Origin of the sequence: uncultured Algibacter sp., from assembly GCF_963976535.1 — a bacterium.
Taxonomy (GTDB): Bacteria; Bacteroidota; Bacteroidia; order Flavobacteriales; family Flavobacteriaceae; genus Algibacter_B.
Genome location: NZ_CAXBLF010000001.1, coordinates 160,937 through 183,402, shown reverse-complemented (window position 1 = coordinate 183,402; position 22,466 = coordinate 160,937). Strand labels below are relative to the sequence as shown.

Sequence of the window (22,466 nt, the reverse complement as noted above, 5' to 3'; positions counted from 1 at the left end):
AACTTGGGGTTAATTATTTTAAGCATCATTTTTGAGAGCGTAAACATATTTATATATTTTGGAAAAAACAACTTTTTATCTAAAAAAATAACATTTCATCGTAGAAAAATAGCATTTCGACGATGAAATTGGTAGTTCGACCTGTCTTAGTCTCTTACACACTATTCTTCTGCAGTGCTTTGTACCAGCGATCTGGCACCTTATTATTACAGGCATCTATATAATCCTGATGCATGCATGGTAATAACGTATGTCTTTTCAATTTATTATTGACTTCTGCTAAAAAAGGAATTTCAATCCACCATCTTCCCGTTTTATTACTCTTATAAAATACTAACTCTTCAGATTCTACTAAGGTAATATACTTTTGGTAGTTTTTATCATCTGAAAAATCATCATCCTTAACTCTATAGTTCACGCCTTCCACAAAATACCACAATATTTGAGCAACAAGCATAGCCGTAAGCGCGTCATCCTTTGATGCTTTATATTCATAAATACCAAACGAAGATACCTTATTACTTATCCCAGCATAACGCGCAATGGAACATATTTCCTTACCATCTAAACCATTAGGTGAATATTTTTGTTTCAAACTGACTTCAGACCCCTTCACCGAAGTTAAATCTATACTTACAATATTAGCATCTCTTAAAACAGGTTCAACAATGGTAACATCTTTTGAAACGGCTCCTAATCGATAGGACTCAAAATACAAATTATCCATCAAATCAATTTCTTCTTGCGAATTAAAATAGGTTTGATAGCCAATAGTAGCATAGTTAAATAGGTTGTATGGCTGATCTAAAATGATTTTACCAACAAAACTATTGTTTTTTATAGGCTTTGTGGAATCTCCTAAGTTAAACTGAGCATCTACATTTACAATATTCACCATAGGAATTAATGCATCGTAGGCTCTGTAATTAGCATAGGTAAGATCTTGTGAGCCACCTAAAATAACGGGTATGATGTTTTTCTTCACTAGAATAGTTATCGCTTCTTTTAAAGCAAAGTAGGTGTCTTCAACACTTTCACCTCTATTAATATCGCCTAAATCAGCTATTATAGTACTCCAACTTCCAGGAAAAAGCCCATAAAACGACTTTCTAATTTCATTCAGTTGAAATTCTTCGCCTATATAATTTACATTATTTCTGTTTTCTAAAACACCAAGAATAGCAACATTAACGCCTTCCAAATCTGGAATACCATGTTGTGCTGAATGAATTCTAAGTTTTCTTCCGAGCGCTTGAGCAGATAATAGCTCGTTATGTGCTAAAACTGAATCTGAAACTGGAGATAAAAAATTAAAGTTCATGTATTATTTACTATTATTTCTTTTTTGCTGGTGCTTTCTTTTTTGCAGTGGGTTTCTTTTTGGCAGCCTTCTTCTTAGGCGCATTGGCTTCAATAATTGCTTTTGCTTCGTCTAAAGTCATTTCAGAAACATCAACAGTTTTAGCAAGTTCAACTTTCACCTTACCTTTTAAAACGTTATGCCTTCCCCATCGTGCTTTTTCAACACGAATGCCTTCATCTTCCCAATTATGGATAACCTTATCTATTTCCTTTTGAATTTTGGTTTCAATCAACTCAACAATATCTGCATCGGATAAGTTATCCCAATCGTATTTTTTGTTAACATTAATAAACATATTGTTCCATTTAATAAATGGTCCAAAACGCCCTTTACCCTTTTGTACGGGCAAATCCTGAAACACATATATAGGCGCATCAGCTTTTTGCTTTTCTTTAATTAAAACAATAGCATCATCCAATTCCACACTTAATGGGTCTGTTCCTTTTGGAAGTGATACAAAAGCATCACCAAATTTCACGTAAGGCCCAAAACGACCATTATTTACTAATATGTCTTCTCCTTCGTAATTACCTAAAGATTTAGGAAGCTGAAATAAATCCATAGCCTCTTCATAAGTAATGCTGCCTAATTGTTGGTCTGGACTTAAACTAGCAAACTGTGGCTTTTCTTCGTCATCAACCGTACCTATTTGTACCATAGGGCCAAACTTCCCTAAACGCACACTTACGCGTTTACCTGTTTTAGGGTCTTCACCTAAAATACGCTCACCAGATTCTCTATCTGCATTTTCTTTTACATCTTCAACTACAGGGTGAAAACCTTTGTAAAACGATTTCATCATTTCAGTCCAATCGACATTACCTTCAGCAATCTCATCAAAATCCGCTTCTACTTTAGCTGTAAAATTATAATCTAAAATCTGTTCAAAATGATTCACCAAAAAGTCGGTTACAATAATTCCTATATCTGTTGGCACTAATTTTCCTTTATCTGAACCAACTTTTTCACTTAACATTTTATCTTTTACACTACCAAGTTGTAAAGTGAGTTGCGAATAATTTCGTTCCTCGCCTTCAACCGTCCCTTTTTCAACATAATTTCTATTTTGAATGGTTGAAATTGTTGGCGCATACGTTGACGGACGACCAATACCTAATTCTTCTAACTTTTTAACCAAAGACGCTTCAGTATAACGTGCTGGCGGACGCGTATAACGTTCTGTTGCTGTAATGTAATTATTAAGCAATGTTTCGTTAGTTTTCATTGCTGGCAACATACCGTCTTGCTCTACATCTTCATCATCAGTACCTTCTAAATACACTTTTAAAAACCCATCAAAAGTAATAACCTCTCCGTTTGCGGTAAAGGTTTCTTTATGTGTTGAAGCACTAATCTTAACATTGGTGCGCTCTAATTCTGCTTCACTCATTTGTGATGCAATAGCTCGTTTCCAAATTAAATCATATAAACGCGCTTGATCTCTATCAATATTTACAGAATGCGTAGAAAAATTTGTAGGTCTGATAGCCTCATGTGCCTCTTGAGCACCTTTTGCCTTTCCTTTATAATTTCTTGGTTTGCTATATTTTGCACCAAAAGCATCCTTAATTTCTGCCTCTGCGCCTTTTCTAGCTTGATCTGATAAATTAACACTATCTGTTCTCATATAAGTAATTAAACCAGCCTCATAAAGGCGTTGTGCCATGGTCATGGTTTTACTTACCGAAAAATAGAGTTTACGCGATGCTTCTTGTTGTAATGTTGATGTTGTAAATGGTGCAGCGGGTGATTTTTTTGCAGGTTTTTTTTGTAAATCTGCTACTTTAAAATCTGCTGAAGCATTTTTCTCTAAAAATTTTTGCGCTTCCGCTTTTGTTGAAAAATTCTTTGGAAGTTTTGCTCTAAAGGTTTGTCCGTCTTCATTTGAAAACTCTGCATCTATTCTATATGAACCTAAAGGTGTAAACCCTTGAATATCTCTTTCTTTTTCAACAATGAGTCTTACAGAAACCGATTGTACTCGACCTGCAGACAAGCCTCCTTTTACTTTTCTCCAAAGTACTGGTGACAATTCATAACCCACAATTCTATCTAAAACACGACGTGCCTGTTGCGCATCTACCAAATCGTAATCAATACCTCTAGGATTTTCAATGGCTTTTAAAATAGCGTCTTTAGTTATTTCATGAAAAACAATACGTTTGGTCTTGTCTTTATCCAGTTTTAAAGTTTCTGCTAGATGCCATGCGATAGCTTCACCCTCTCGGTCTTCATCACTTGCTAGCCAAACTATTTCTGCTTTTTTAGCTAAGTCTTTGAGTTTTTTTACAACTGCTTTTTTATCTTTTGAAACCTCGTATTTTGGTTTAAAATCACCATCAACATCCACTCCTAATTCTTTGGAAGGTAAATCGGCAATATGCCCAAAACTAGATTCTACTTTAAAATCTTTCCCTAGAAATTTTTCAATGGTTTTTGCCTTAGCAGGTGATTCTACTATCACTAAATTCTTCGCCATACTTCATTTTTTGAAGCTACAAATGTATATGAAAAAAAGTTTATCTGTAGCATTTTATGGATTATCTGTGTGTTATTTATATAAAGAAACCTGCTTTTTACATTTTAAAAACAGGTTTTTGATATTGAAAATTGATTTTTTATTCTGTTGTTGTTCCTATTTCATCAATGGCATTTAGTTCACTTATTCCTAAAGTTTCTTTATAAATGAAGTAAAGCGGAATTGCAGCAAATGATGCCGTAACAAATACGCCAATGAAACATAGAATCATTCCTACTATTTGAGCTACAAGTCCAGCTACAAACATTAACCCAAAAGTAATAAGCCATTTTTTGTTACCCAATTTAAATCCTATTTTAACAATATCTGAAGCAGACATATCAGGATTAAAAGCATAAATAACATTTATTAAGGCAATAGGAACCATAACATATATAATAGGAAAAACACAAAGTAATACAGCAACCAAACTAATACCAAATGTTATTGCTGCAAGTTTTATTGTTTTTCTTAAATAAGGTTTTTTGAAAAAATAAAAATAATCATCTTTAGAAGTTTCATTTAAATCTTTAGCCTTACATATTCTATAAAATGCCGATTTTAACCCAAATCCAATAATCATTGCAAAGAAAGCTACAACTAACATCGCTAGATACATAGGAATTAAAAATGTTAAATCTGGCTCTCCACTTTGCTGCATAGCTTCTGGGTCTATAACTCCCATGGCTATCAAAGTCATAATGGCAATAAAATAAATTGGCAGAATCATGATTACGGTTAAAAGCAAAGTCACCAATCCCTGCACCCAAACTTTCTTAAAAAGCTCAATGGATTTACTAAAAATATCGCCAAAATCTAAGTTTTTAGCAATTTCAATTTTGCTAAGTAAAGTTTCCAATGTATTCATTCTAAAAGCTATTTAAACATTAATAATCTGAATCGTCGCTAACACCTATTTGTTCTATTTCGTTGGTGTCTTCAAAACCAATAATTTCCTTGTAAATAAAAAACACTGGTAAATACATTATAGATATGGTAAACAAAATCCCTATACCGCAACCTATAATACCCAACATTCCCAAAAGACCTGCAACGAACATGGTTCCAAAAGTAATAAGCCATTTCTTATTCCCTAGTTTAAAACTTGCTTTAACAATTTCTCCTTCGCTTAAATCTGGGTTATTAGCAAAAATAATAGTAAAATAAGCCAATGGCACAAACGCATAAATATAAGGTATTACAAACAAGAATTGTGCTAGCACAGCAATACCAGTATGAATAATACCAAGCATTAATAATTTAGAAAAGTATTCCTTTTTTAAAAAATAAAAATAATCATCCACCACATTTTCTCCTAAAACATATTGCTTACAAATTCTATAAAATGCGGCCACAATAGCTATTGTTATGGTGCTGATCAAAATGGTTTGTGGAATACTATAAATTATAGTTTCTGAATAAAAACTAAAAAACCCATCAAAATCAAAACCATTAGAAGCAAGATTATTTTTGGGTGCTAAGCCAATTAAAGAAAATAAAATATTTACCACAATAGCAAAAACTACAACGAGTAAAACGGCTAAAAAACCTTTAAGCCATACTTTTTTAAACAATTCTATAACGCTATCAAATATGTCGCTAAAATCTAAAGCTTTAGCATTATTTATCTTTTCTTCTAAACTTTTAAATGTATTCATTTATGGCTTGGTTAGTTATAAATAAGTATTTATACCGAATAAACTTCAAAATAACTGATTAAATTCGTTTTTATTTCCTTTATACTTCAACATAAAATAGAACCGTAACTAAGGCTATGCTTATATTTTCTATTTTATCTAAAGAAAATATAATTCAAATTTATTATCAATCATTTTGAATTTCATTCGGTATTATTTTTCTAAATTAGTTACAATTATACATAAAAAAAATCTGCCCGAAGGCAGATTTAGAAACAACATTTGTTTAGTCTAGTTTAGTATATAGGCGCTTATCAGCCCAATGTTGTTTTCCATATATTCGTATTGATACAAGGTGTCCCCCCCTATCACAATCAAACTTTTTTCTAAAGGAATAACATCTTTAGCTTGAATATCTTTAAATGAATTTACTAATTTCAACTCTTTAGGCGTCTCGAGTTCAAATAGTTTTAAACCTGCCGCACCATCACTCACATAAAGCATGTTGTCTTTAATTCCTAAACCATAAGGATTTTCCAAATCATACCTAGCAGCCAAAGTTGGATTTGTTTTATCGCTAATATCAATAACCTCTAATACGCTTTCAAGTTGCCCACAAAGATTGCCTCCTCTTAAGGTTAAATAAGCATAATCTCCATCAACAACAACAGGGTCGCAACCTTCCCAATGTATAAACTCTGAAACAAACTCAGGAGATGATGGGTTAACCAAATTATAAATATACATCCCATTTGTACTACCAAGATATAAATACCCTTCCGCTTGAAACATAGTTTCTATATTCCATCCTGCATATTGAGTATTGGCGAGAGTAGGTTCGGCTAAATTTTGAATATTAAAAATAGCCATTTCATAATTTCCAACAGCATACAAATAGTTATCTACAATCTGAAATCTCGCTAAAGAACCTCCAGTACCCGTTGTAGATTCGGCACCAGAATTTAGTACTCCACCTTCAAAAACTATATCAACTACATTATCAATTTTTTTTCGTCGTTCTGTGGTTAATGTCCACCCAACAATAATATCCTCATCAAAATTAAACTTCCCATAATCCACCGCTTCAGCTTCAACAGGAATATCATAATCATAAACATTAAACACATCTTCCAATCGCTCTATAATAGACACATTATTTATGTCCGAAATATCAAAAACCACTAAATCAGTAGCACTATCAGCATACAAAAAATTGTCTTTAACCGATATATCCTCATTACCAGGAATCTCAATAAATTTAATAGCTTTTGGCAATTTTGGGTCAGAATTATCAATAACATGAATCCCAGAATCCACATCACCAACAAAAATATAATCTTGGTACACATAAATCTTACCAGGGGCTTCAATACTTCTAGGCACAGTAACTTCAACCGAACTTCTAAAAGCCGTTTTACTCATTAACTGCGGCGTAGCTACTTGCACAAATTCATAATCGGCATCATCATTCTTATCACAAGATAACGCGCCGATAAAAACTAGGGACAAAAAAAGATATTTAATTTTCATAGATTGGGTGTTTTATTCAAGATGCAAAAATGAAAAATTGGTTGCGTAGAAAAGTAATAAATCTTTGTATTAATTTTTTGGCGCATCCCTTCCCGATAGCTATCGGGAGGGTCGGGCTATCCACTGCAAGTCCTCGCTCGTGCCTCGCTGTGGGCTTTCCATTACTATCCCTTGCGCACCTGTTCGTAGCTGCAATACTCCATAACGGTGTTCAGTCGCAGTAATAAACAAAAATTCGTGTATTCATGAAAAAACAATTCGTTTTTCTCAAACCATTTACCACCATCCCTTTGCGTCTTAGCGCCTTTGCACGACTAAGTATTTAGAATCTAAAAATAATTAAAGTCCATATCTCTCCGTGCATCTCTGTGAAAACTCTACGCTTTTCCGTGTAATAGCTTTAGTTTTAGCAACCAGCTTGTATTTTCAACTTTGCATCTTTGCATCTTTGCGCGAAAAACCATCACCAAACTTTACTCAAAATTCACATCAAAATTTAAACTGCCACTTTGTCATAAAATATAAATAAATCGTATCTTTGCACACTTATTGACCCTAAGAGTCTCGATAGCTATCGGGATAGTAAATTATGGAAAAGATAATAGACGAAAACAAACAAGGAGAAACTTTAGTTCTAGAACAAAAAGAAGATAACAAACGTAAACTTTTTATTGAAAGTTATGGTTGTGCCATGAATTTTAGCGATAGCGAAATTGTGGCTTCCATTATGGTAAATCAAGGATTTAATACCACTCAAAACCTTGAAGAAGCCGATTTAGTTTTAGTAAACACCTGCTCCATTCGAGATAAAGCAGAACAAACAGTACGCAAACGTCTTGAAAAATATAATGCTGTAAAACGCGACCATAACCCAAAAATGAAAGTGGGTGTTTTAGGTTGTATGGCAGAACGCTTAAAAACCAAATTTCTTGAAGAAGAAAAAATTGTCGATTTAGTAGTTGGTCCAGATGCATACAAAGATTTACCAAACCTTTTAGCTGAAGTTGATGAAGGTAGAGATGCTATAAACGTTATACTTTCAAAAGATGAAACTTATGGTGATATATCACCAGTGCGCTTAAACACAAACGGCGTTACTGCTTTTGTTTCAATAACACGTGGTTGCGATAATATGTGTACGTTCTGTGTAGTACCTTTTACTCGTGGTCGTGAACGCAGTAGAGCCCCACAAAGTATTATAGAAGAAGTAAATGATTTATGGAGTAAAGGCTATAAGGATATTACTTTACTTGGTCAAAATGTTGATAGTTACCTTTGGTATGGCGGCGGCCTTAAAAAAGGTTTTGAAAAAGCCAGCGCTATGCAAAAAGCAACTTCGGTTAATTTCTCTAAATTACTAGAACTTTGCGCCAAAACACAACCAAAAATGCGTGTTCGTTTTTCAACATCAAACCCGCAAGATTTAACTATGGATGTTATTGAAACCATGGCTAAATATCAAAACATTTGTAATCATATTCATTTACCTGTACAAAGTGGTAGCGATCGTATTCTAAAAGCCATGAATCGTTTGCACACTCGTGAGGAGTACATGGAACTAATTAATAACATCAGGAAAATAATCCCAAATTGTGCTATTAGTCAAGATATGATTGTAGGTTTTCCAACGGAAACTGAAGAAGATTTTCAAGATACCATATCATTAATGGAATATGTGAAATACAATTTTGGTTATATGTTCACTTATTCAGAGCGTCCAGGAACAATGGCTGGTAGAAATATGGAAGATGATGTTCCTGAAGCAACTAAAAAACGCAGACTGCAAGACATTGTAGACTTACAGAGAATTCACAGCGAAATTAAAACCAAAGAATGGCTTAACACAACCGTAGAAGTATTGATTGAAAAAGAATCAAAAAAATCAGATAAACAATGGTCCGGACGTACACCTCAAAACATTGTTTGTGTATTTCCTAAAGCACATTACAAAGTAGGCGATTTTGTTAATGTAAAAGTTACGGATTGCACAAGTGCTACGCTTATTGGAGAAGCAAAAAGCCCCCTAACCCCCAAAAGGGGAACTGATGCGGGAATTAGAACTGGTAAAAATTGATTTTAAAAGAAAAACTAGTGATTATAAAAAAACATATAAGTACAATATTTAACAATTTAAATTCCCCCTTTGGGGGCTAGGGGGCTAACTCATGGAATCAGTTCAAGCTATAAAACAACGTTTTGGAATTATTGGTAATAGCCAATCACTAAATCGTGCCATTGAAAAGGCTATTCAAGTCTCACCAACCGATATTTCAGTTTTAGTAACTGGTGAAAGTGGTGTTGGGAAAGAAAGCATTCCTAAAATCATCCATCAACTATCTCACAGAAAGCACAATAAATATATTGCGGTTAACTGTGGCGCCATACCTGAAGGCACTATTGACAGTGAACTTTTTGGGCATGAAAAAGGCTCTTTTACTGGCGCATCACAAACCCGTGCCGGTTACTTTGAGGTGGCCGATGGCGGAACCATTTTTCTAGATGAAGTTGGCGAGTTACCATTAACCACTCAAGTGCGTTTATTACGAGTTCTAGAAAATGGTGAGTTTCTAAAAGTGGGCTCAAGTAAAGTACAAAAAACCAATGTACGTATTGTGGCAGCAACAAACGTTAATATGTTTGAAGCTATCGAAAAGGAAAAATTTCGTGAAGACTTATTTTACAGATTAAGTACTGTTGACATCAATTTACCGCCTCTTCGTGAGCGTCAAGAAGACATTCATTTATTATTTAGAAAATTTGCTAGCGATTTTGCATTAAAATATAAAATGCCAACCATAAAACTAACTGATAACGCTATTCAAGTTTTATTAAAACATCGCTGGGGTGGAAATATTCGTCAGTTACGAAATATTGCTGAACAACTTTCTGTTTTAGAGCGAAACAGAATTATTACGGCAGAAGTTTTAAGAAGTTATTTGCCTGCAACGGCCAGAACCAATTTACCTGCCGTGATTAAAACATCAAAATCTGAAAGCGATTTTAGTAGCGAACGTGAAATTCTATATAAAGTCCTTTTTGACATGAAAGGCGACTTAAATGACTTAAAAAAGTTGACCTTGGAATTAATGAAGAATGGCAATACAAAAGATGTTGAAAAAAATAATGAAAGTCTGATTGAAAAAATTTACGGAAGTGATGATGAAGAAACGACAGAAGACAATGAAATTTTAGCCATTCCTGAACATAAAACTATTGAAGAAGAAGCAACACCAGTTCAAGACAAGTATTACTTTGCAGAAGAAATTGAAGAAGAGGAAACATTATCTCTGCATGACAAAGAATTAGAATTAATTAAAAAATCACTTGAACGTCACAACGGAAAACGTAAATTAGCAGCTTCAGAATTAGGGATTAGCGAACGCACATTATACAGGAAGATTAAACAATACGATCTTTAAAAAAGTTTTCAGTCATCAGTTCTCAGTAAAACACAACATAACAAAAAATAAATCGTTTAAATTAAAATTTTGTCATTCCAGCAAAGACAGGAATCTACTTTAACAAATGAAATATTCAAAATACATTCTCATATTATTTTTAACAACAACTCTTGTTGCTTGTGGAGCCTATTCTTTCACAGGAGCTTCAGTACCCGCAGGCACTGAAACCTATCAAGTAAATCGTTTTGAAAATACGTCTTTATTAATAGAACCCGGTTTAGAACGAGATTTCAAAATAGCCCTTGAGGACTTAATTCAAAATCAAACCAATTTGACTTTGGTGCCTTCAAAAGGTGATTTAATTTATGAAGGTGAAATAACCGATTATAGGATTTCTCCAACTACAGCAACATCTGAAAATACAGCAGCACAAAATAGATTGACCATTAGTGTTCGGCTTCGTTTTTTTAACAGAAAAAAAGAGGAAGATGATTTAGAACAAACCTTTTCTTTTTTTTATGACTACCCAGGAAGCGAACAACTTGTAGGGTCGCAAAAAACAGCAGCTCATGAAGAGATTTTTGAGCGCTTAACACAAGATATTTTTAATGCTACGTTAGCAAAATGGTAGTTTTAAGTTACGATTTTCTGTCTCAGTCACAGTTATTTTCGTTTAAAATCAAATTATTTTGTGCTTTTTTTAACTTTGCTTCTTAGCACCCCTGCCAGCTGGTAGGTTTGCGCGAGAAAAATCATTAAATTTGGCTTATCCAATGAATCAAACAGATTTTACATCCATATTACAAAACCCTCAAGCCATATCACATGAGCAAACAGAGGGCGTAAAATCTATTATTGATGAATTTCCATATTTTCAGCCAGCACGCGCCATATATTTAAAAGGGCTAAAAGACCAAAGTAGCATTACCTACAATCAAGAACTTAAAACTACTGCCGCTTATACAACAGATAGAAGTATTTTATTTGATTTTATTACTTCTGAAGCTTTTATTCAAAATGAAATTTCACAGTTCATCAAAAAAAATACTGAAAATTTAAAAGGCATCAATGTTAACATTGAAGATGTTTCAGTAAAGAAAAGTGTTACCATTGATGATGCTTTAAAGCAACAAATAAAAGACACAGATGGCGTTTTGGACCCAGCTTTGTTTCAACCTAAAAAAGCGCGTCCTAAAAAGATTTCAAGTTTTGTATTAGATGAATCTGAAGCTATCGAGAAAGTAACACAAAAAAACAAAACTCAAGACATTACAGCTGAGGATATATTGAAATTGGGCAAACCTCTTCAATTTGATAAAAAAGAAAAACATTCTTTTAACCAATGGTTGAAATTAACGCGTTTTAACCCTATTGAAAGAATTACCAAGAAAGAAGAAACTCCAGTTGAAATTAAATCGCCAGAAACTATAGATAAAGAGAAAAAATTTAAACTTATTGATAAATTTATTTCTGAGAATCCTAAAATCAAACCTAGCAAAACCCATACGCCAAAAGTAAATTTAGCTAAGGCACAAATGATACAACCTGAAGCTTTAATGACAGAGACTTTAGCACGTATTTACGTAGAACAGAAAAACTACAAAAGCGCTATTCAATCTTATAAAGTTTTAAGTTTGAAATATCCAGAAAAAAGTAGTTTCTTTGCAAACCAAATTAAAGCTGTAGAGCAATTACAAGAACAAAATAATAAAGAATAATGAGTACGTTTACAATATTTTTAATCCTTATAGTAGTTGTAGCATTTTTATTAGTAGTAGTAATTATGGTACAAAACCCTAAAGGTGGTGGATTATCATCATCTTTTGGTGGTGGTGGAACACAACAATTAGGTGGTGTAAAAAAGACAACAGACTTTTTAGATAAAAGCACATGGACACTTGCAACAATATTATTAGCATTAATTTTAGCATCTAATATTGCGATTGATAGAGGTCCTGCTAGCGCAGAATCTAAAGCATTAGATCCTGATGCTCAAACTACACAGCCTTTACCTGTACTTCCTCCTGCAGACAACAATGAAACAACACCAGCTACACCTGATGCTACAGCGGGTGAATAATTGACATAAAACAAACAAAAAATGCCAACTTTAAAAGTTGGCATTTTTTGTTCCTGCCTGTCCGGTAGCCAGGTCTGTAAGTTTGTCAGTTAATAAGTATTGGCACATTTTTAGCACAATGCTTAAATGTTAATTTAAATTTTAAAATCAAAACATACAAACAATGGCATTAAACATTAAACCATTAGCAGATAGAGTTCTTATAGAACCTGCTGCAGCTGAAACAAAAACAGCATCAGGGATTATTATTCCAGACAATGCTAAAGAAAAGCCACAAAAAGGAACTGTTGTAGCTGCTGGTCCAGGCACAAAAGATGACCCTATCACGGTTAAAGTTGGCAACACTGTCTTATATGGTAAATACGCTGGAACAGAGTTAAAACTTGAAGGCAACGATTATTTAATTATGCGTGAAAGTGATATACTGGCAATTATTTAATAATTACTTTTTTTATTTCCGCGAAGGCGGAAATCTCATCAAGTAAAACTAAAATATAAATAAAAAATTCCCTTCTTCAAGGGAATGAAAAACAAAACATATTATGGCAAAAGACATAAAATTTGATATTGATGCGCGCGACGGTTTAAAACGTGGTGTAGATGCATTAGCAAACGCAGTAAAAGTAACATTGGGTCCTAAAGGACGTAACGTAATTATCAGTAAAAGCTTTGGCGCACCACAAGTAACTAAAGATGGTGTGACTGTTGCCAAAGAAATTGAATTAGCTGACGAACACGAGAATATGGGAGCGCAAATGGTAAAAGAAGTAGCTTCTAAAACTAATGATTTAGCTGGTGATGGTACAACTACTGCAACCGTTTTAGCTCAAGCAATCGTTAAAGAAGGTTTAAAAAATGTAGCTTCTGGTGCAAATCCAATGGATTTAAAACGTGGTATTGATAAAGCAGTCGAAGCCATTGTGAAAGACCTTGAAAAGCAAGCTCAAAAAGTTGGTAATTCTTCTGAAATGATAAAACAAGTTGCTGCAATTTCTGCAAATAATGATGATACTATTGGCGACTTAATTGCTACCGCTTTTGGTAAAGTTGGAAAAGAAGGTGTTATTACTGTTGAAGAAGCTAAAGGCATGGAAACTTATGTTGACGTGGTTGAAGGAATGCAGTTCGACAGAGGGTATTTATCGCCTTACTTTGTAACTGATGCAGATAAAATGATTGCTGATTTAGAAAATCCTTACATTTTATTATTCGATAAAAAGATTTCTAACTTACAAGAAATTCTTCCAATATTAGAGCCAGTAGCACAATCTAGCCGTCCATTACTAATCATCGCTGAAGATGTTGATGGTCAAGCATTAGCTACTTTAGTAGTTAATAAATTACGTGGCGGATTAAAAATTGCTGCCGTTAAAGCACCAGGATTTGGCGATAGACGTAAAGCCATGCTTGAAGATATTGCTATCTTGACTGGTGGAACTGTTATTTCTGAAGAAAGAGGTTTTACTTTAGAAAATGCAGATTTAAGCATGTTAGGTACTGCTGAAACGGTAACTGTTGATAAAGACAATACAACAATTGTAAACGGTGCTGGAGACGCTAAAGACATTAAAGCTAGAGTTAATCAGATAAAAGCGCAAATTGAAACAACAACTTCAGATTACGATAAAGAAAAACTCCAAGAGCGTTTAGCTAAATTAGCTGGAGGTGTTGCTGTTCTTTACGTTGGTGCTGCTAGTGAAGTAGAGATGAAAGAGAAAAAAGACCGTGTTGATGATGCTTTACATGCTACAAGAGCTGCAGTTGAAGAAGGTATTGTTGCTGGTGGTGGCGTAGCACTTGTAAGAGCTAAAGCCGTTTTAGCAAAAATTACTACAGAAAATTTAGACGAAACCACAGGTGTACAAATTGTAAACAAAGCTATTGAATCTCCGTTGCGTACTATTGTTGAGAATGCTGGTGGAGAAGGTTCAGTAGTTATCAATAAAGTTTTAGAAGGTAAAAAGGATTTTGGATATGATGCTAAATCTGAACAATATGTAGATATGCTGAAAGCTGGTATAATTGATCCTAAGAAAGTAACTCGTATTGCTTTAGAGAATGCAGCATCTGTTGCAGGAATGATTCTAACTACAGAGTGTGCTTTAATCGATATTAAAGAAGCTGATGCTGGACACGGTCATCCTCCAATGGGTGGTGGTATGCCAGGAATGATGTAGCCTCTTTATACTCAAAGTATATTAAAAACGCTTTCAAATTATTGGAAGCGTTTTTTTTATTTTGATTTTTAAACTTATTAAAATTCATTTTGTCAAAAGCGCTATTATACTTTGAAGCAACCACCACGGAAAGTCTAGGGCGAAAAGTTGTTTTTAGTTATACTTTTAAGTACATGACAAAAATTTAGAATAGCACTATAAACCGCACATATACAACATATTACTGCTTTTTACTACGTAGACCTCACAGGTTTTAAAAACCTGTGAGGTCTTTGTTATCCTGAAAATTGCAAGTAGTTTATTTCCCAAGATTAATTTTTGTCATATACTAAAAATTTTTCGTGCAAATAAAGAGTAAACATAAAAAACCAAAGCTTTTAAACTTCGCTTTTTTTATTTGTCAGGCATATTCGAATGTATGTAAACCTCCCACTCCCCATTGTCATTTTTCCTTAAAATGTCCAAATATTTGAGACTTATATCAATCTCTATAGTATCAGTTTTTTTTGGCAATAAAACTAATACGCCTGAATGTCGGTGAATAGCTATGTCATTTCGAATTATGATTTCTTTCGATTTCCAGTCCTTAAGTCAGATTCGGTAGTTGGTTAAAATACTTTTCATATAAAGTTGTTTTTATTTTCTGTTTCCTTATACACTCCTACCTAATAGTTGGCGACTTAAACGAATATGACAATGTTTTAATATTTAATTATTGATGCTAAACGAATTTACGATTTCATAAACAAAATAAAGTATAAACAAAAAACCCAAGCTTTTCAACTTCACCTTAACACCTTGTTTTTTAATGTTTGTGCCCATCAAAATCGGTTACTGTTCCAACTTCAATGCTTAGAAAAAACATTATGAAACATTCAATTTTTAAGCTTATGATAGTAAAATGCTGGTAATAGAAGAATTAAAAATATAGGCTGAATTAAAAAACGGCGGATATTAAAAAACATATAATAGTCTTCTTGATTAGGGTTAACTACAAAATATGAATAGAAAACCATTAGAACAACAAAAGCAATGACATAAATTAATACCGAAAATTTAATAATGCTTTTATCTTTAAAAATCATAAATAAAATAGCTAAGGAAATAAGCGTATTTAAAACATAGCGTAACGTTGTAAAACCAAGTAATTTTGCCACTTCACGTCTTGGGCTATCCATATATAAATAATCATTTTGAAAGAACTCTAAATATGGGTCATAAAACAAAACGTCTTCATAAAAACGAATCAAAATCAGCATTAACACTAATATGGAGAGCAATATGTATTTTGTAGCCTTATGCATTATTCTTGTTCAATTTTGAAAACCTATTTACCCAAAAAATCCACAGTAAAAATACCATTCCGTATATAATACCCGGGAAAATAACGTTATGCAAAATATCAGCATATTCTGGGTAATGATACAATCCCACGGTTAAAACAACAATTCGCAACAGGTTTACAGTGTAAATCAAAACACTTCCTGAAAGGATATAGAAAAAAGTAGTTTTTAATTTTCCTGAAAAGGCAACTATAAACGACAGAAATAAAATAATTACACTAACAGAGTTACAGCCTTCAATGACTCGTCCTAGATATTCACCATTTAGAATCAATTTCATGGATGGTTCATCTGGATGTGGCAACACTTGTGTTTGATAACCTAACGAATTCAGTAAGGTTTCACTTTGCATAGAAACCAAATTAGTTATATAATCTGGGTAAAACTTTGAGCCATTAGAATATTGTAAATACAATTTGTAAACCACAGATAACACTACATACACCAACAAAAACGTAAGGATGAATTTTATGACCGACTTGTATTTTATAAAAAGTGATTTCAATAAAAAATATATAAAACTGGGTATCGAAATTACACCTTTTTAGATACTTTTACCAAAACTTTTTTATTTATGCCTTTTGAAACATTGAAACCACAAGTAGAAACGATTGTTTTTAACACCAATAAAACTGCTAACGAACGTCTATTAAGTATTTGTAAATTACTTGAAACACATATTGAATACTATAATTGGGTTGGTTTTTATTTTAAAAATGGTGATAAAGAAGAATTGCTTTTAGGCCCGTATGTTGGCGAACCTACCGACCATACGGTAATTCCTTTTGGAAAAGGTATTTGCGGACAAGTGGCGGTAAGTAATGAAAACTTTGTAGTGCCAGATGTGTCTGCCCAAGATAATTATATTGCTTGTAGTATTACTGTAAAAGCTGAAATTGTAGTTCCACTTTTTGTTAATGGCGAAAATATTGGTCAGATTGATATTGACTCGAACATGCCTGACCCGTTCACTGAAGCTGATGAACGTTTTTTAGAGTTTGTTTGTGCTCAAATTTCTAAAATACTTTAGACTTTAGAGTAAAATAAAGACCTGTCAGGTTTTAAAAACCTGACAGGTCTGGAAACATCATTTTGTTAACAACTCATTACTTTAGTTAAAAAAACATATCCTTTTTTGAGAATTCCGAAGCTTATTTTTTAAAGGAAATAACTATTTTTGCAATTATTTAAACGCCTAAGCAAAACCTATTTACATTTCTTTAAAGAGCACAACAAAATGAGCAACGAAAAAACCATTAAATCTGCATTAATCTCTGTATTTAGTAAAAACGGTTTAGAGCCTATTGTAAAAGAATTAAACAAACAAGGTGTCACTATTTATTCTACTGGAGGCACTGAAAAATTTATTAACGATTTAGGTATTAACGTTGTTCCTGTTGAAGATGTAACCTCTTATCCTTCAATTCTAGGTGGGCGTGTAAAAACATTACACCCAAAAGTTTTTGGTGGTATTTTAAACAGACAAAATCATGATGGCGATGTAGCTGAATTAGCTGAATATGGAATCCCACAAATTGATGTGGTTATTGTTGATTTATATCCGTTTGAAAAAACAGTAGCTTCTGGAGCTAGTAATCAAGATATTATTGAAAAAATTGATATTGGTGGTATTTCATTAATTCGCGCTGCCGCTAAAAATTATGCTGATGTAATTTGTGTATCTTCAGTTGATGACTATGCTGAGTTTTTAGAATTAATTTCAGCAAACAGTGGCACCATTTCAGAAGAAGACAGAAAACGTTTTGCAGGCAAAGCATTTAATGTGTCTTCACATTATGACACTGCTATTTTTAACTATTTCAACAAAAATCATGATGAAGCCGTTTTAAAAATTAGCGAAACTAATGGCAAAGTTTTACGCTACGGCGAAAACCCACACCAAAAAGGATTCTTCTTTGGGGATTTTGATGAATTATTCACAAAACTTCACGGTAAAGAATTAAGCTACAATAACCTTTTAGATGTTGATGCTGCTGTAAACTTAATGCTAGAATTTAAAAATGACGCACCAACATTTGCTATATTAAAACACAATAACGCTTGTGGTTTAGCACAACGTGACACTTTGCATAAAGCCTATGTGGATGCTTTAGCTGGCGATCCTGTTTCGGCTTTTGGTGGTGTTTTAATAAGTAATGAAAAAATTGATAAAGCTACTGCAGACGAGATTCATAAATTATTCTGTGAAGTAGTTATCGCCCCTTCTTTTTCTGCAGAAGCGTTAGAAATACTTAAAGGTAAAAAGAATAGAATTTTACTAGTTATTCATGAAGTTGATATGCCAAAAACAAGCGTAAGAAGTTGTTTAAACGGTGTTTTAGTTCAAGACAGAAATAATATTACAGATAAAGTAGAGGATTTAAAGCATGTGACAAACACAGTGCCTTCTCCATCTCAAATTGACGATTTAATTTTTGCTTCTAAAATTTGTAAGCACACAAAATCGAATACAATTGTACTAGCAAAAAACAAGCAATTATGTGCTAGCGGAACGGGACAAACCAGTCGTGTTGATGCTTTGGAACAAGCTATACATAAAGCAGGTTCTTTTAAATTTGATTTAAACGGCGCCGTTATGGCAAGTGATGCATTTTTTCCGTTTCCAGATTGTGTAGAAATTGCTAACAATGCAGGGATTAATGCGGTAATTCAACCTGGTGGCTCTATAAAAGATCAATTAAGTATTGATTATTGCAATGAAAATGGAGTTGCTATGGTCATGACTGGTACACGCCATTTTAAACATTAAAACGATTTCATCTCCGTGAGGCACATTGTGCTTCATTCCCCACATCACGGAAAACCGAGATTAATTTCTACAGCTAACGAAAAGTCACGAACTTTGAACCGACTCTTTGTAAGGCCGATTGCATAAATGGTGCGTTATAGCCCGTGCTTCATTCTGGTTAAAATGTAAAAAGCCCCTGAATTCGTAATTCAGAGGCTTGTTGGTAATTTCAGTGGTGACACTTTTTGATTGATCCCGTTCAGAATATTGTTTAAGTTCAAAAGTTACATTTTCTTAGGGTTATTTTTATTAATCTCTTAAACTTTATAAGATGAAAAAAAGAAAAAAAAGACAGATGTAAAAGATTGCAAAAGCCTTACATGGTAATAATAGAGAAGATTTCTTATTTGGTTTAAAACAAGAATTTGAGACTTATAAATTTTATCAAAAGAAAATAATTGCTTGCGACAAACAAATTGACAGGCTCATCAAAGAAGAACTGAGAAAAAACACTAAAAAAAAAGCTAAATCAAATAGCTTTTAAATATTTTAATGGTGTCGATTTATTTGCCATTGAAGGAATGAGCCATGCAACTATTTTGAGCATTATGAGTGAAATTGGTCCTAATGGATTTAAAAAGTTTAAAACCTGAGCTCGACGTAAGAACAAACATAATCTAATGAAAATCTATTACTTATGTTTTAATGTCAGGTTGAGCGCAGTCGAAACCCAAAGAATTTGTCGATTTTAATGACCTTTCGACTGCGCTCAAGGTGACAACCCAATTATTTTGTTGATTTTCACCCTTAAAATGGAGATTTTTATATCGAACTCAGGTTTAAAACATCCAAACAATTTGCTTCTTGGTTAAGGCTCGCTCCCAACAATAAAATATAAGGTGGGAAAATATTAAGCAACAGAATACCCAAAGGAAGTAACAGATTGAAAATTGCACTAAGGCAGGCAGAAAATGCTATTGGAAATTTAAAAGACACACATCTGTCAGACTTTTTTAAAAGTGTAGCTTATAGAAAAGGAAGGCAATCAGCTGTAAGTGCTATGGCTAGAAAACTCGCTGTTATTATTTGGACTATGATTACTAAAAAAGTATCCTATTCTCCATCAACTCAATACTTATTCTTAGATCAGAAACGAAAACTAAGAATGGTAAATAGAATTAAAAAAAATATTGCTAAATTTGGTTTAAATTCCGAAGAACTCAGAATTGTAACTAACTGATAATCACTAGTGAAATTTGGCCTTAGTCAGAATGTAAAAAAACGTAAAAATATGGAAGGAGTAAACTTAACATTTTACAAGGAAGAAGATTGGAATCGTTTTTTAGAATCGATAGATGACAGGGATAGTATGCATGATACTTGGAAAGAGTGGCATAAAGCATACCAAAAGACAAAAAAAGGATTAATTGCAAAGGGATTTATAGTGAATGATTTTGTAGTGGATATTGATGAATTAATAAACTATTGTAAGATTAGAAAAATAAAGAATGATGGGAAAGCACGTTCTAAATTTGCACTAAACAGATAAGTAAAATGGGGTTTATATCGATTTCAATAAATAAGTATGTGGAAAAACATCTCATAAATAATCCCTTTGAAAATGAGATGGATTTGCGAAAAAGATTAGATTCGGCAATAGAGGCTTATCAAAATGGAGTAAGGTGTTCCTGTGGGAATGATATTTGGGTTGTGGGTTCTGCCTCTTTAGGAAATAGTTGTTTTACCTGCATAACAGGAGAAAGTCATCCGAATGAGGATTTTGAAATTGATTTAGCTCTAAAAAAGAGAGAGAGCACGCCGGGACTCAAGAATATATCGGAAATGAATAAAACACAAATAAAAGGATTCTTTGATGATGACGGATATGAGATAAACTCCGAATTGATTAAAAAACCTTCTCTGTGTCTGATTTGTTTAAATAATGATAATCCGAAAGAGGAAATACTATGTAATATGACACGGCATGACCAAAAGGACGAAGATGAGTTCAAATGTTTTGCGTTTAAGAAAAAGTAGGCAGGAAAGCCCAACAATGGCTATGATTAATACGGGTTTTGGTGCTTAAACCAAAGTTTGCATATATTTATGAAGTCCGCCAAATCTTTTTGATTTGGCTTTAAAACGAAAAGATAAAACAAAATAAAAAGCTTTGGCTAAGTGCTTAATCGAAAGTTCAGTACTTTTAATTCCCTTACTAACTATAGCCGAGACGTTAAACGATCCTTTCCAAAAACAAAATAACTTTCAATTTAAAAAATGTAAGATAGCAAATAAGTGCGTTAGGGATTGCAGTGGAAAGCCCACAGCCCGACGTAGGAGGTGCGAGGACTTGAAGCGTAAAGCCCGACCCTTGTGGTAACGCCCAAAAATTCATCTCTTTTTAATAGTCTAAAATTCGATGAATAACGTATAAGGATCATATACTATATTTTAACAAGAATTTGAACCTCTTAAAAGTCATATATTTAGTAACTTTTATTACATTTACGGGATTCATTTTAAACCACTTAAAAATTTTAATAACACATGGGATTTTTTGATTTCTTAACAGAAGAAATTGCAATAGATTTAGGTACTGCAAATACGCTTATTATTCACAACGATAAAGTTGTTGTTGATGCACCTTCTATAGTAGCTCGCGACAGGATTTCTGGTAAAATTATTGCCGTTGGTCAAGAGGCTAGTTTAATGCAAGGAAAAACCCATGAGAATATTAAAACCATTCGTCCTCTCAAAGATGGTGTTATTGCAGATTTTGATGCCTCAGAGCAAATGATAAGTATGTTTATTAAAAATATACCTGCTTTAAAAAAGAAATTCTTTACACCAGCATTACGTATGGTTATTTGTATTCCTTCAGGGATTACAGAAGTTGAAATGCGAGCTGTAAAAGAAAGTGCAGAACGTGTAAATGGTAAAGAGGTGTATTTAATACATGAACCTATGGCTGCGGCTATTGGTATTGGTGTTGATATTATGCAACCAAAAGGAAACATGGTAGTAGATATTGGTGGAGGTACTACCGAAATTGCTGTGATTGCTTTAGGCGGCATTGTTTGCGACAAATCGGTTAAAATTGCAGGTGATGTTTTTACTAACGATATTGTGTATTACATGCGTACGCAACACAATCTTTATGTTGGAGAACGTACTGCTGAAAAAATAAAAATACAAATTGGTGCTGCTACTGAAGATTTAGAATTACCTCCTGAAGACATGAGTGTTCAAGGGCGTGATTTACTCACAGGAAAACCTAAGCAGGTTCAAATTTCATACAGAGAAATTGCAAAAGCGTTAGATAAGTCCATCCTTCGTATTGAAGATGCCGTTATGGAAACCTTATCTCAAACACCTCCAGAATTAGCAGCTGATATATACAACACAGGTATTTATTTAGCAGGTGGTGGTTCTATGTTACGTGGTTTAGACAAACGTTTATCTCAAAAAACAGATTTACCCGTTTATATTGCCGAAGACCCATTACGAGCGGTAGTGAGAGGCACAGGTATTACACTTAAAAATTTACCTAAATACAAAAGTGTATTGATAAAATAGAGAGAATACCAATTAAACATCAAAATAATGCATATAAATTGTTTCTTTTTTGCTTATTCTTCGTTTAAAAATGTAACCGTAGCAAATACTAT

At 33.4% G+C, this 22,466-nt stretch carries 20 protein-coding genes; 13 read left to right on the top strand and 7 right to left on the bottom strand.

The window, feature by feature from the left end; all coding sequences use genetic code 11:
* Positions 1-154 precede the first annotated feature (154 nt).
* The 5 genes from AAC024_RS00810 to AAC024_RS00790 form a co-directional block, all read right to left on the bottom strand.
* Positions 155-1,321 carry a formimidoylglutamase gene (locus tag AAC024_RS00810; RefSeq protein WP_339893221.1) on the bottom strand — a complete coding sequence of 389 codons (1,167 nt, stop codon included), beginning with the start codon at positions 1,319-1,321 and terminating at the stop codon, positions 155-157.
* A gap of 13 nt (positions 1,322-1,334) precedes the next feature.
* Positions 1,335-3,842, bottom strand: a complete 2,508-nt coding sequence (gene topA / locus AAC024_RS00805; protein ID WP_339893220.1) for a type I DNA topoisomerase — start codon at positions 3,840-3,842, stop codon at positions 1,335-1,337.
* 139 nt (positions 3,843-3,981) lie between these two features.
* A complete protein-coding gene (locus AAC024_RS00800) occupies positions 3,982-4,749 on the bottom strand; it encodes a hypothetical protein (protein ID WP_339893219.1) in 768 nt (255 codons plus the stop codon).
* A 19-nt stretch (positions 4,750-4,768) separates the two neighbouring features.
* Entirely contained in the window at positions 4,769-5,539 is a 771-nt protein-coding gene (locus tag AAC024_RS00795) for a hypothetical protein (RefSeq protein WP_339893217.1), read from the bottom strand.
* Positions 5,540-5,809: 270 nt separating this feature from the next.
* Positions 5,810-7,048: a hypothetical protein gene (locus AAC024_RS00790; RefSeq protein ID WP_339893216.1), complete on the bottom strand. Its 1,239-nt coding sequence runs from the start codon at positions 7,046-7,048 to the stop codon at positions 5,810-5,812.
* Between the two features lie 589 nt (positions 7,049-7,637).
* Here AAC024_RS00790 and miaB point away from each other — a divergent pair.
* From miaB to groL, 7 genes are all read left to right on the top strand, one after another.
* Positions 7,638-9,122, top strand: coding sequence for a tRNA (N6-isopentenyl adenosine(37)-C2)-methylthiotransferase MiaB (miaB, locus tag AAC024_RS00785; RefSeq protein WP_339893214.1), 1,485 nt, complete (start codon positions 7,638-7,640; stop codon positions 9,120-9,122).
* A 91-nt stretch (positions 9,123-9,213) separates the two neighbouring features.
* On the top strand, positions 9,214-10,467 hold the full coding sequence (locus AAC024_RS00780) for a sigma-54 dependent transcriptional regulator (protein WP_339893212.1): 1,254 nt from the start codon (positions 9,214-9,216) through the stop codon (positions 10,465-10,467).
* Between the two features lie 106 nt (positions 10,468-10,573).
* Positions 10,574-11,080, top strand: a complete 507-nt coding sequence (locus AAC024_RS00775; RefSeq protein WP_339893211.1) for an LptE family protein — start codon at positions 10,574-10,576, stop codon at positions 11,078-11,080.
* Between the two features lie 142 nt (positions 11,081-11,222).
* Complete coding sequence (locus AAC024_RS00770; protein WP_339893209.1) at positions 11,223-12,167, top strand: hypothetical protein; 945 nt, start codon at positions 11,223-11,225, stop codon at positions 12,165-12,167.
* A complete protein-coding gene (gene secG / locus AAC024_RS00765; RefSeq protein ID WP_339893207.1) occupies positions 12,167-12,529 on the top strand; it encodes a preprotein translocase subunit SecG in 363 nt (120 codons plus the stop codon). The genes AAC024_RS00770 and secG overlap by 1 nt, the downstream gene beginning before the upstream one ends.
* 163 nt (positions 12,530-12,692) lie before the next feature.
* Positions 12,693-12,968, top strand: coding sequence for a co-chaperone GroES (locus AAC024_RS00760; RefSeq protein ID WP_339893206.1), 276 nt, complete (start codon positions 12,693-12,695; stop codon positions 12,966-12,968).
* Positions 12,969-13,071: 103 nt separating this feature from the next.
* The gene (gene groL, locus AAC024_RS00755; protein ID WP_339893205.1) at positions 13,072-14,706 is read left to right on the top strand and encodes a chaperonin GroEL; all 1,635 of its coding nucleotides are present in this window, start codon (positions 13,072-13,074) and stop codon (positions 14,704-14,706) included.
* 875 nt (positions 14,707-15,581) lie between these two features.
* Here groL and AAC024_RS00750 read toward each other — a convergent pair.
* Together AAC024_RS00750 and xrtF are read right to left on the bottom strand one after the other, a co-directional pair.
* Complete coding sequence (locus AAC024_RS00750; RefSeq protein ID WP_339893204.1) at positions 15,582-16,010, bottom strand: exosortase F system-associated protein; 429 nt, start codon at positions 16,008-16,010, stop codon at positions 15,582-15,584.
* Positions 16,003-16,554 carry an exosortase family protein XrtF gene (gene xrtF, locus AAC024_RS00745; protein ID WP_339893203.1) on the bottom strand — a complete coding sequence of 184 codons (552 nt, stop codon included), beginning with the start codon at positions 16,552-16,554 and terminating at the stop codon, positions 16,003-16,005. Before xrtF ends, AAC024_RS00750 begins: the two co-directional genes overlap by 8 nt.
* Before the next feature lie 69 nt (positions 16,555-16,623).
* Here xrtF and AAC024_RS00740 point away from each other — a divergent pair, with 69 nt between their 5' ends.
* The 6 genes from AAC024_RS00740 to AAC024_RS00715 all read left to right on the top strand — a co-directional run bounded on the left by AAC024_RS00740 (position 16,624) and on the right by AAC024_RS00715 (position 22,374).
* Positions 16,624-17,079, top strand: a complete 456-nt coding sequence (locus tag AAC024_RS00740) for a GAF domain-containing protein (protein ID WP_339893202.1) — start codon at positions 16,624-16,626, stop codon at positions 17,077-17,079.
* Between the two features lie 207 nt (positions 17,080-17,286).
* The gene (gene purH, locus AAC024_RS00735) at positions 17,287-18,819 is read left to right on the top strand and encodes a bifunctional phosphoribosylaminoimidazolecarboxamide formyltransferase/IMP cyclohydrolase (protein WP_339893201.1); all 1,533 of its coding nucleotides are present in this window, start codon (positions 17,287-17,289) and stop codon (positions 18,817-18,819) included.
* Positions 18,820-19,741: 922 nt separating this feature from the next.
* Entirely contained in the window at positions 19,742-20,038 is a 297-nt protein-coding gene (locus AAC024_RS00730; protein WP_339893199.1) for a hypothetical protein, read from the top strand.
* 51 nt (positions 20,039-20,089) lie between these two features.
* Positions 20,090-20,347 (top strand): hypothetical protein, encoded by a 258-nt coding sequence (locus tag AAC024_RS00725; protein WP_339893198.1) that lies wholly within the window; start codon positions 20,090-20,092, stop codon positions 20,345-20,347.
* 38 nt (positions 20,348-20,385) lie between these two features.
* Entirely contained in the window at positions 20,386-20,835 is a 450-nt protein-coding gene (locus AAC024_RS00720; protein WP_339893197.1) for a hypothetical protein, read from the top strand.
* Positions 20,836-21,345: 510 nt separating this feature from the next.
* Complete coding sequence (locus tag AAC024_RS00715) at positions 21,346-22,374, top strand: rod shape-determining protein (protein ID WP_339893196.1); 1,029 nt, start codon at positions 21,346-21,348, stop codon at positions 22,372-22,374.
* Positions 22,375-22,466 lie beyond the last annotated feature (92 nt).

Bases quoted from the DNA above. Each gene is read 5' to 3' on its own strand.
- AAC024_RS00775 (WP_339893211.1), top strand. From the start codon at position 10,574: ATGAAATATTCAAAATACATTCTCATATTATTTTTAACAACAACTCTT.
- AAC024_RS00810 (WP_339893221.1), bottom strand. From the start codon at position 1,321: ATGAACTTTAATTTTTTATCTCCAGTTTCAGATTCAGTTTTAGCACAT.
- miaB (WP_339893214.1), top strand. From the start codon at position 7,638: ATGGAAAAGATAATAGACGAAAACAAACAAGGAGAAACTTTAGTTCTA.
- AAC024_RS00740 (WP_339893202.1), top strand. From the start codon at position 16,624: ATGCCTTTTGAAACATTGAAACCACAAGTAGAAACGATTGTTTTTAAC.
- AAC024_RS00795 (WP_339893217.1), bottom strand. From the start codon at position 5,539: ATGAATACATTTAAAAGTTTAGAAGAAAAGATAAATAATGCTAAAGCT.
- purH (WP_339893201.1), top strand. From the start codon at position 17,287: ATGAGCAACGAAAAAACCATTAAATCTGCATTAATCTCTGTATTTAGT.
- AAC024_RS00725 (WP_339893198.1), top strand. From the start codon at position 20,090: ATGGAAGGAGTAAACTTAACATTTTACAAGGAAGAAGATTGGAATCGT.
- AAC024_RS00780 (WP_339893212.1), top strand. From the start codon at position 9,214: ATGGAATCAGTTCAAGCTATAAAACAACGTTTTGGAATTATTGGTAAT.
- AAC024_RS00715 (WP_339893196.1), top strand. From the start codon at position 21,346: ATGGGATTTTTTGATTTCTTAACAGAAGAAATTGCAATAGATTTAGGT.
- groL (WP_339893205.1), top strand. From the start codon at position 13,072: ATGGCAAAAGACATAAAATTTGATATTGATGCGCGCGACGGTTTAAAA.
- AAC024_RS00750 (WP_339893204.1), bottom strand. From the start codon at position 16,010: ATGCATAAGGCTACAAAATACATATTGCTCTCCATATTAGTGTTAATG.
- AAC024_RS00770 (WP_339893209.1), top strand. From the start codon at position 11,223: ATGAATCAAACAGATTTTACATCCATATTACAAAACCCTCAAGCCATA.
- topA (WP_339893220.1), bottom strand. From the start codon at position 3,842: ATGGCGAAGAATTTAGTGATAGTAGAATCACCTGCTAAGGCAAAAACC.
- AAC024_RS00790 (WP_339893216.1), bottom strand. From the start codon at position 7,048: ATGAAAATTAAATATCTTTTTTTGTCCCTAGTTTTTATCGGCGCGTTA.
- secG (WP_339893207.1), top strand. From the start codon at position 12,167: ATGAGTACGTTTACAATATTTTTAATCCTTATAGTAGTTGTAGCATTT.
- AAC024_RS00760 (WP_339893206.1), top strand. From the start codon at position 12,693: ATGGCATTAAACATTAAACCATTAGCAGATAGAGTTCTTATAGAACCT.
- AAC024_RS00800 (WP_339893219.1), bottom strand. From the start codon at position 4,749: ATGAATACATTGGAAACTTTACTTAGCAAAATTGAAATTGCTAAAAAC.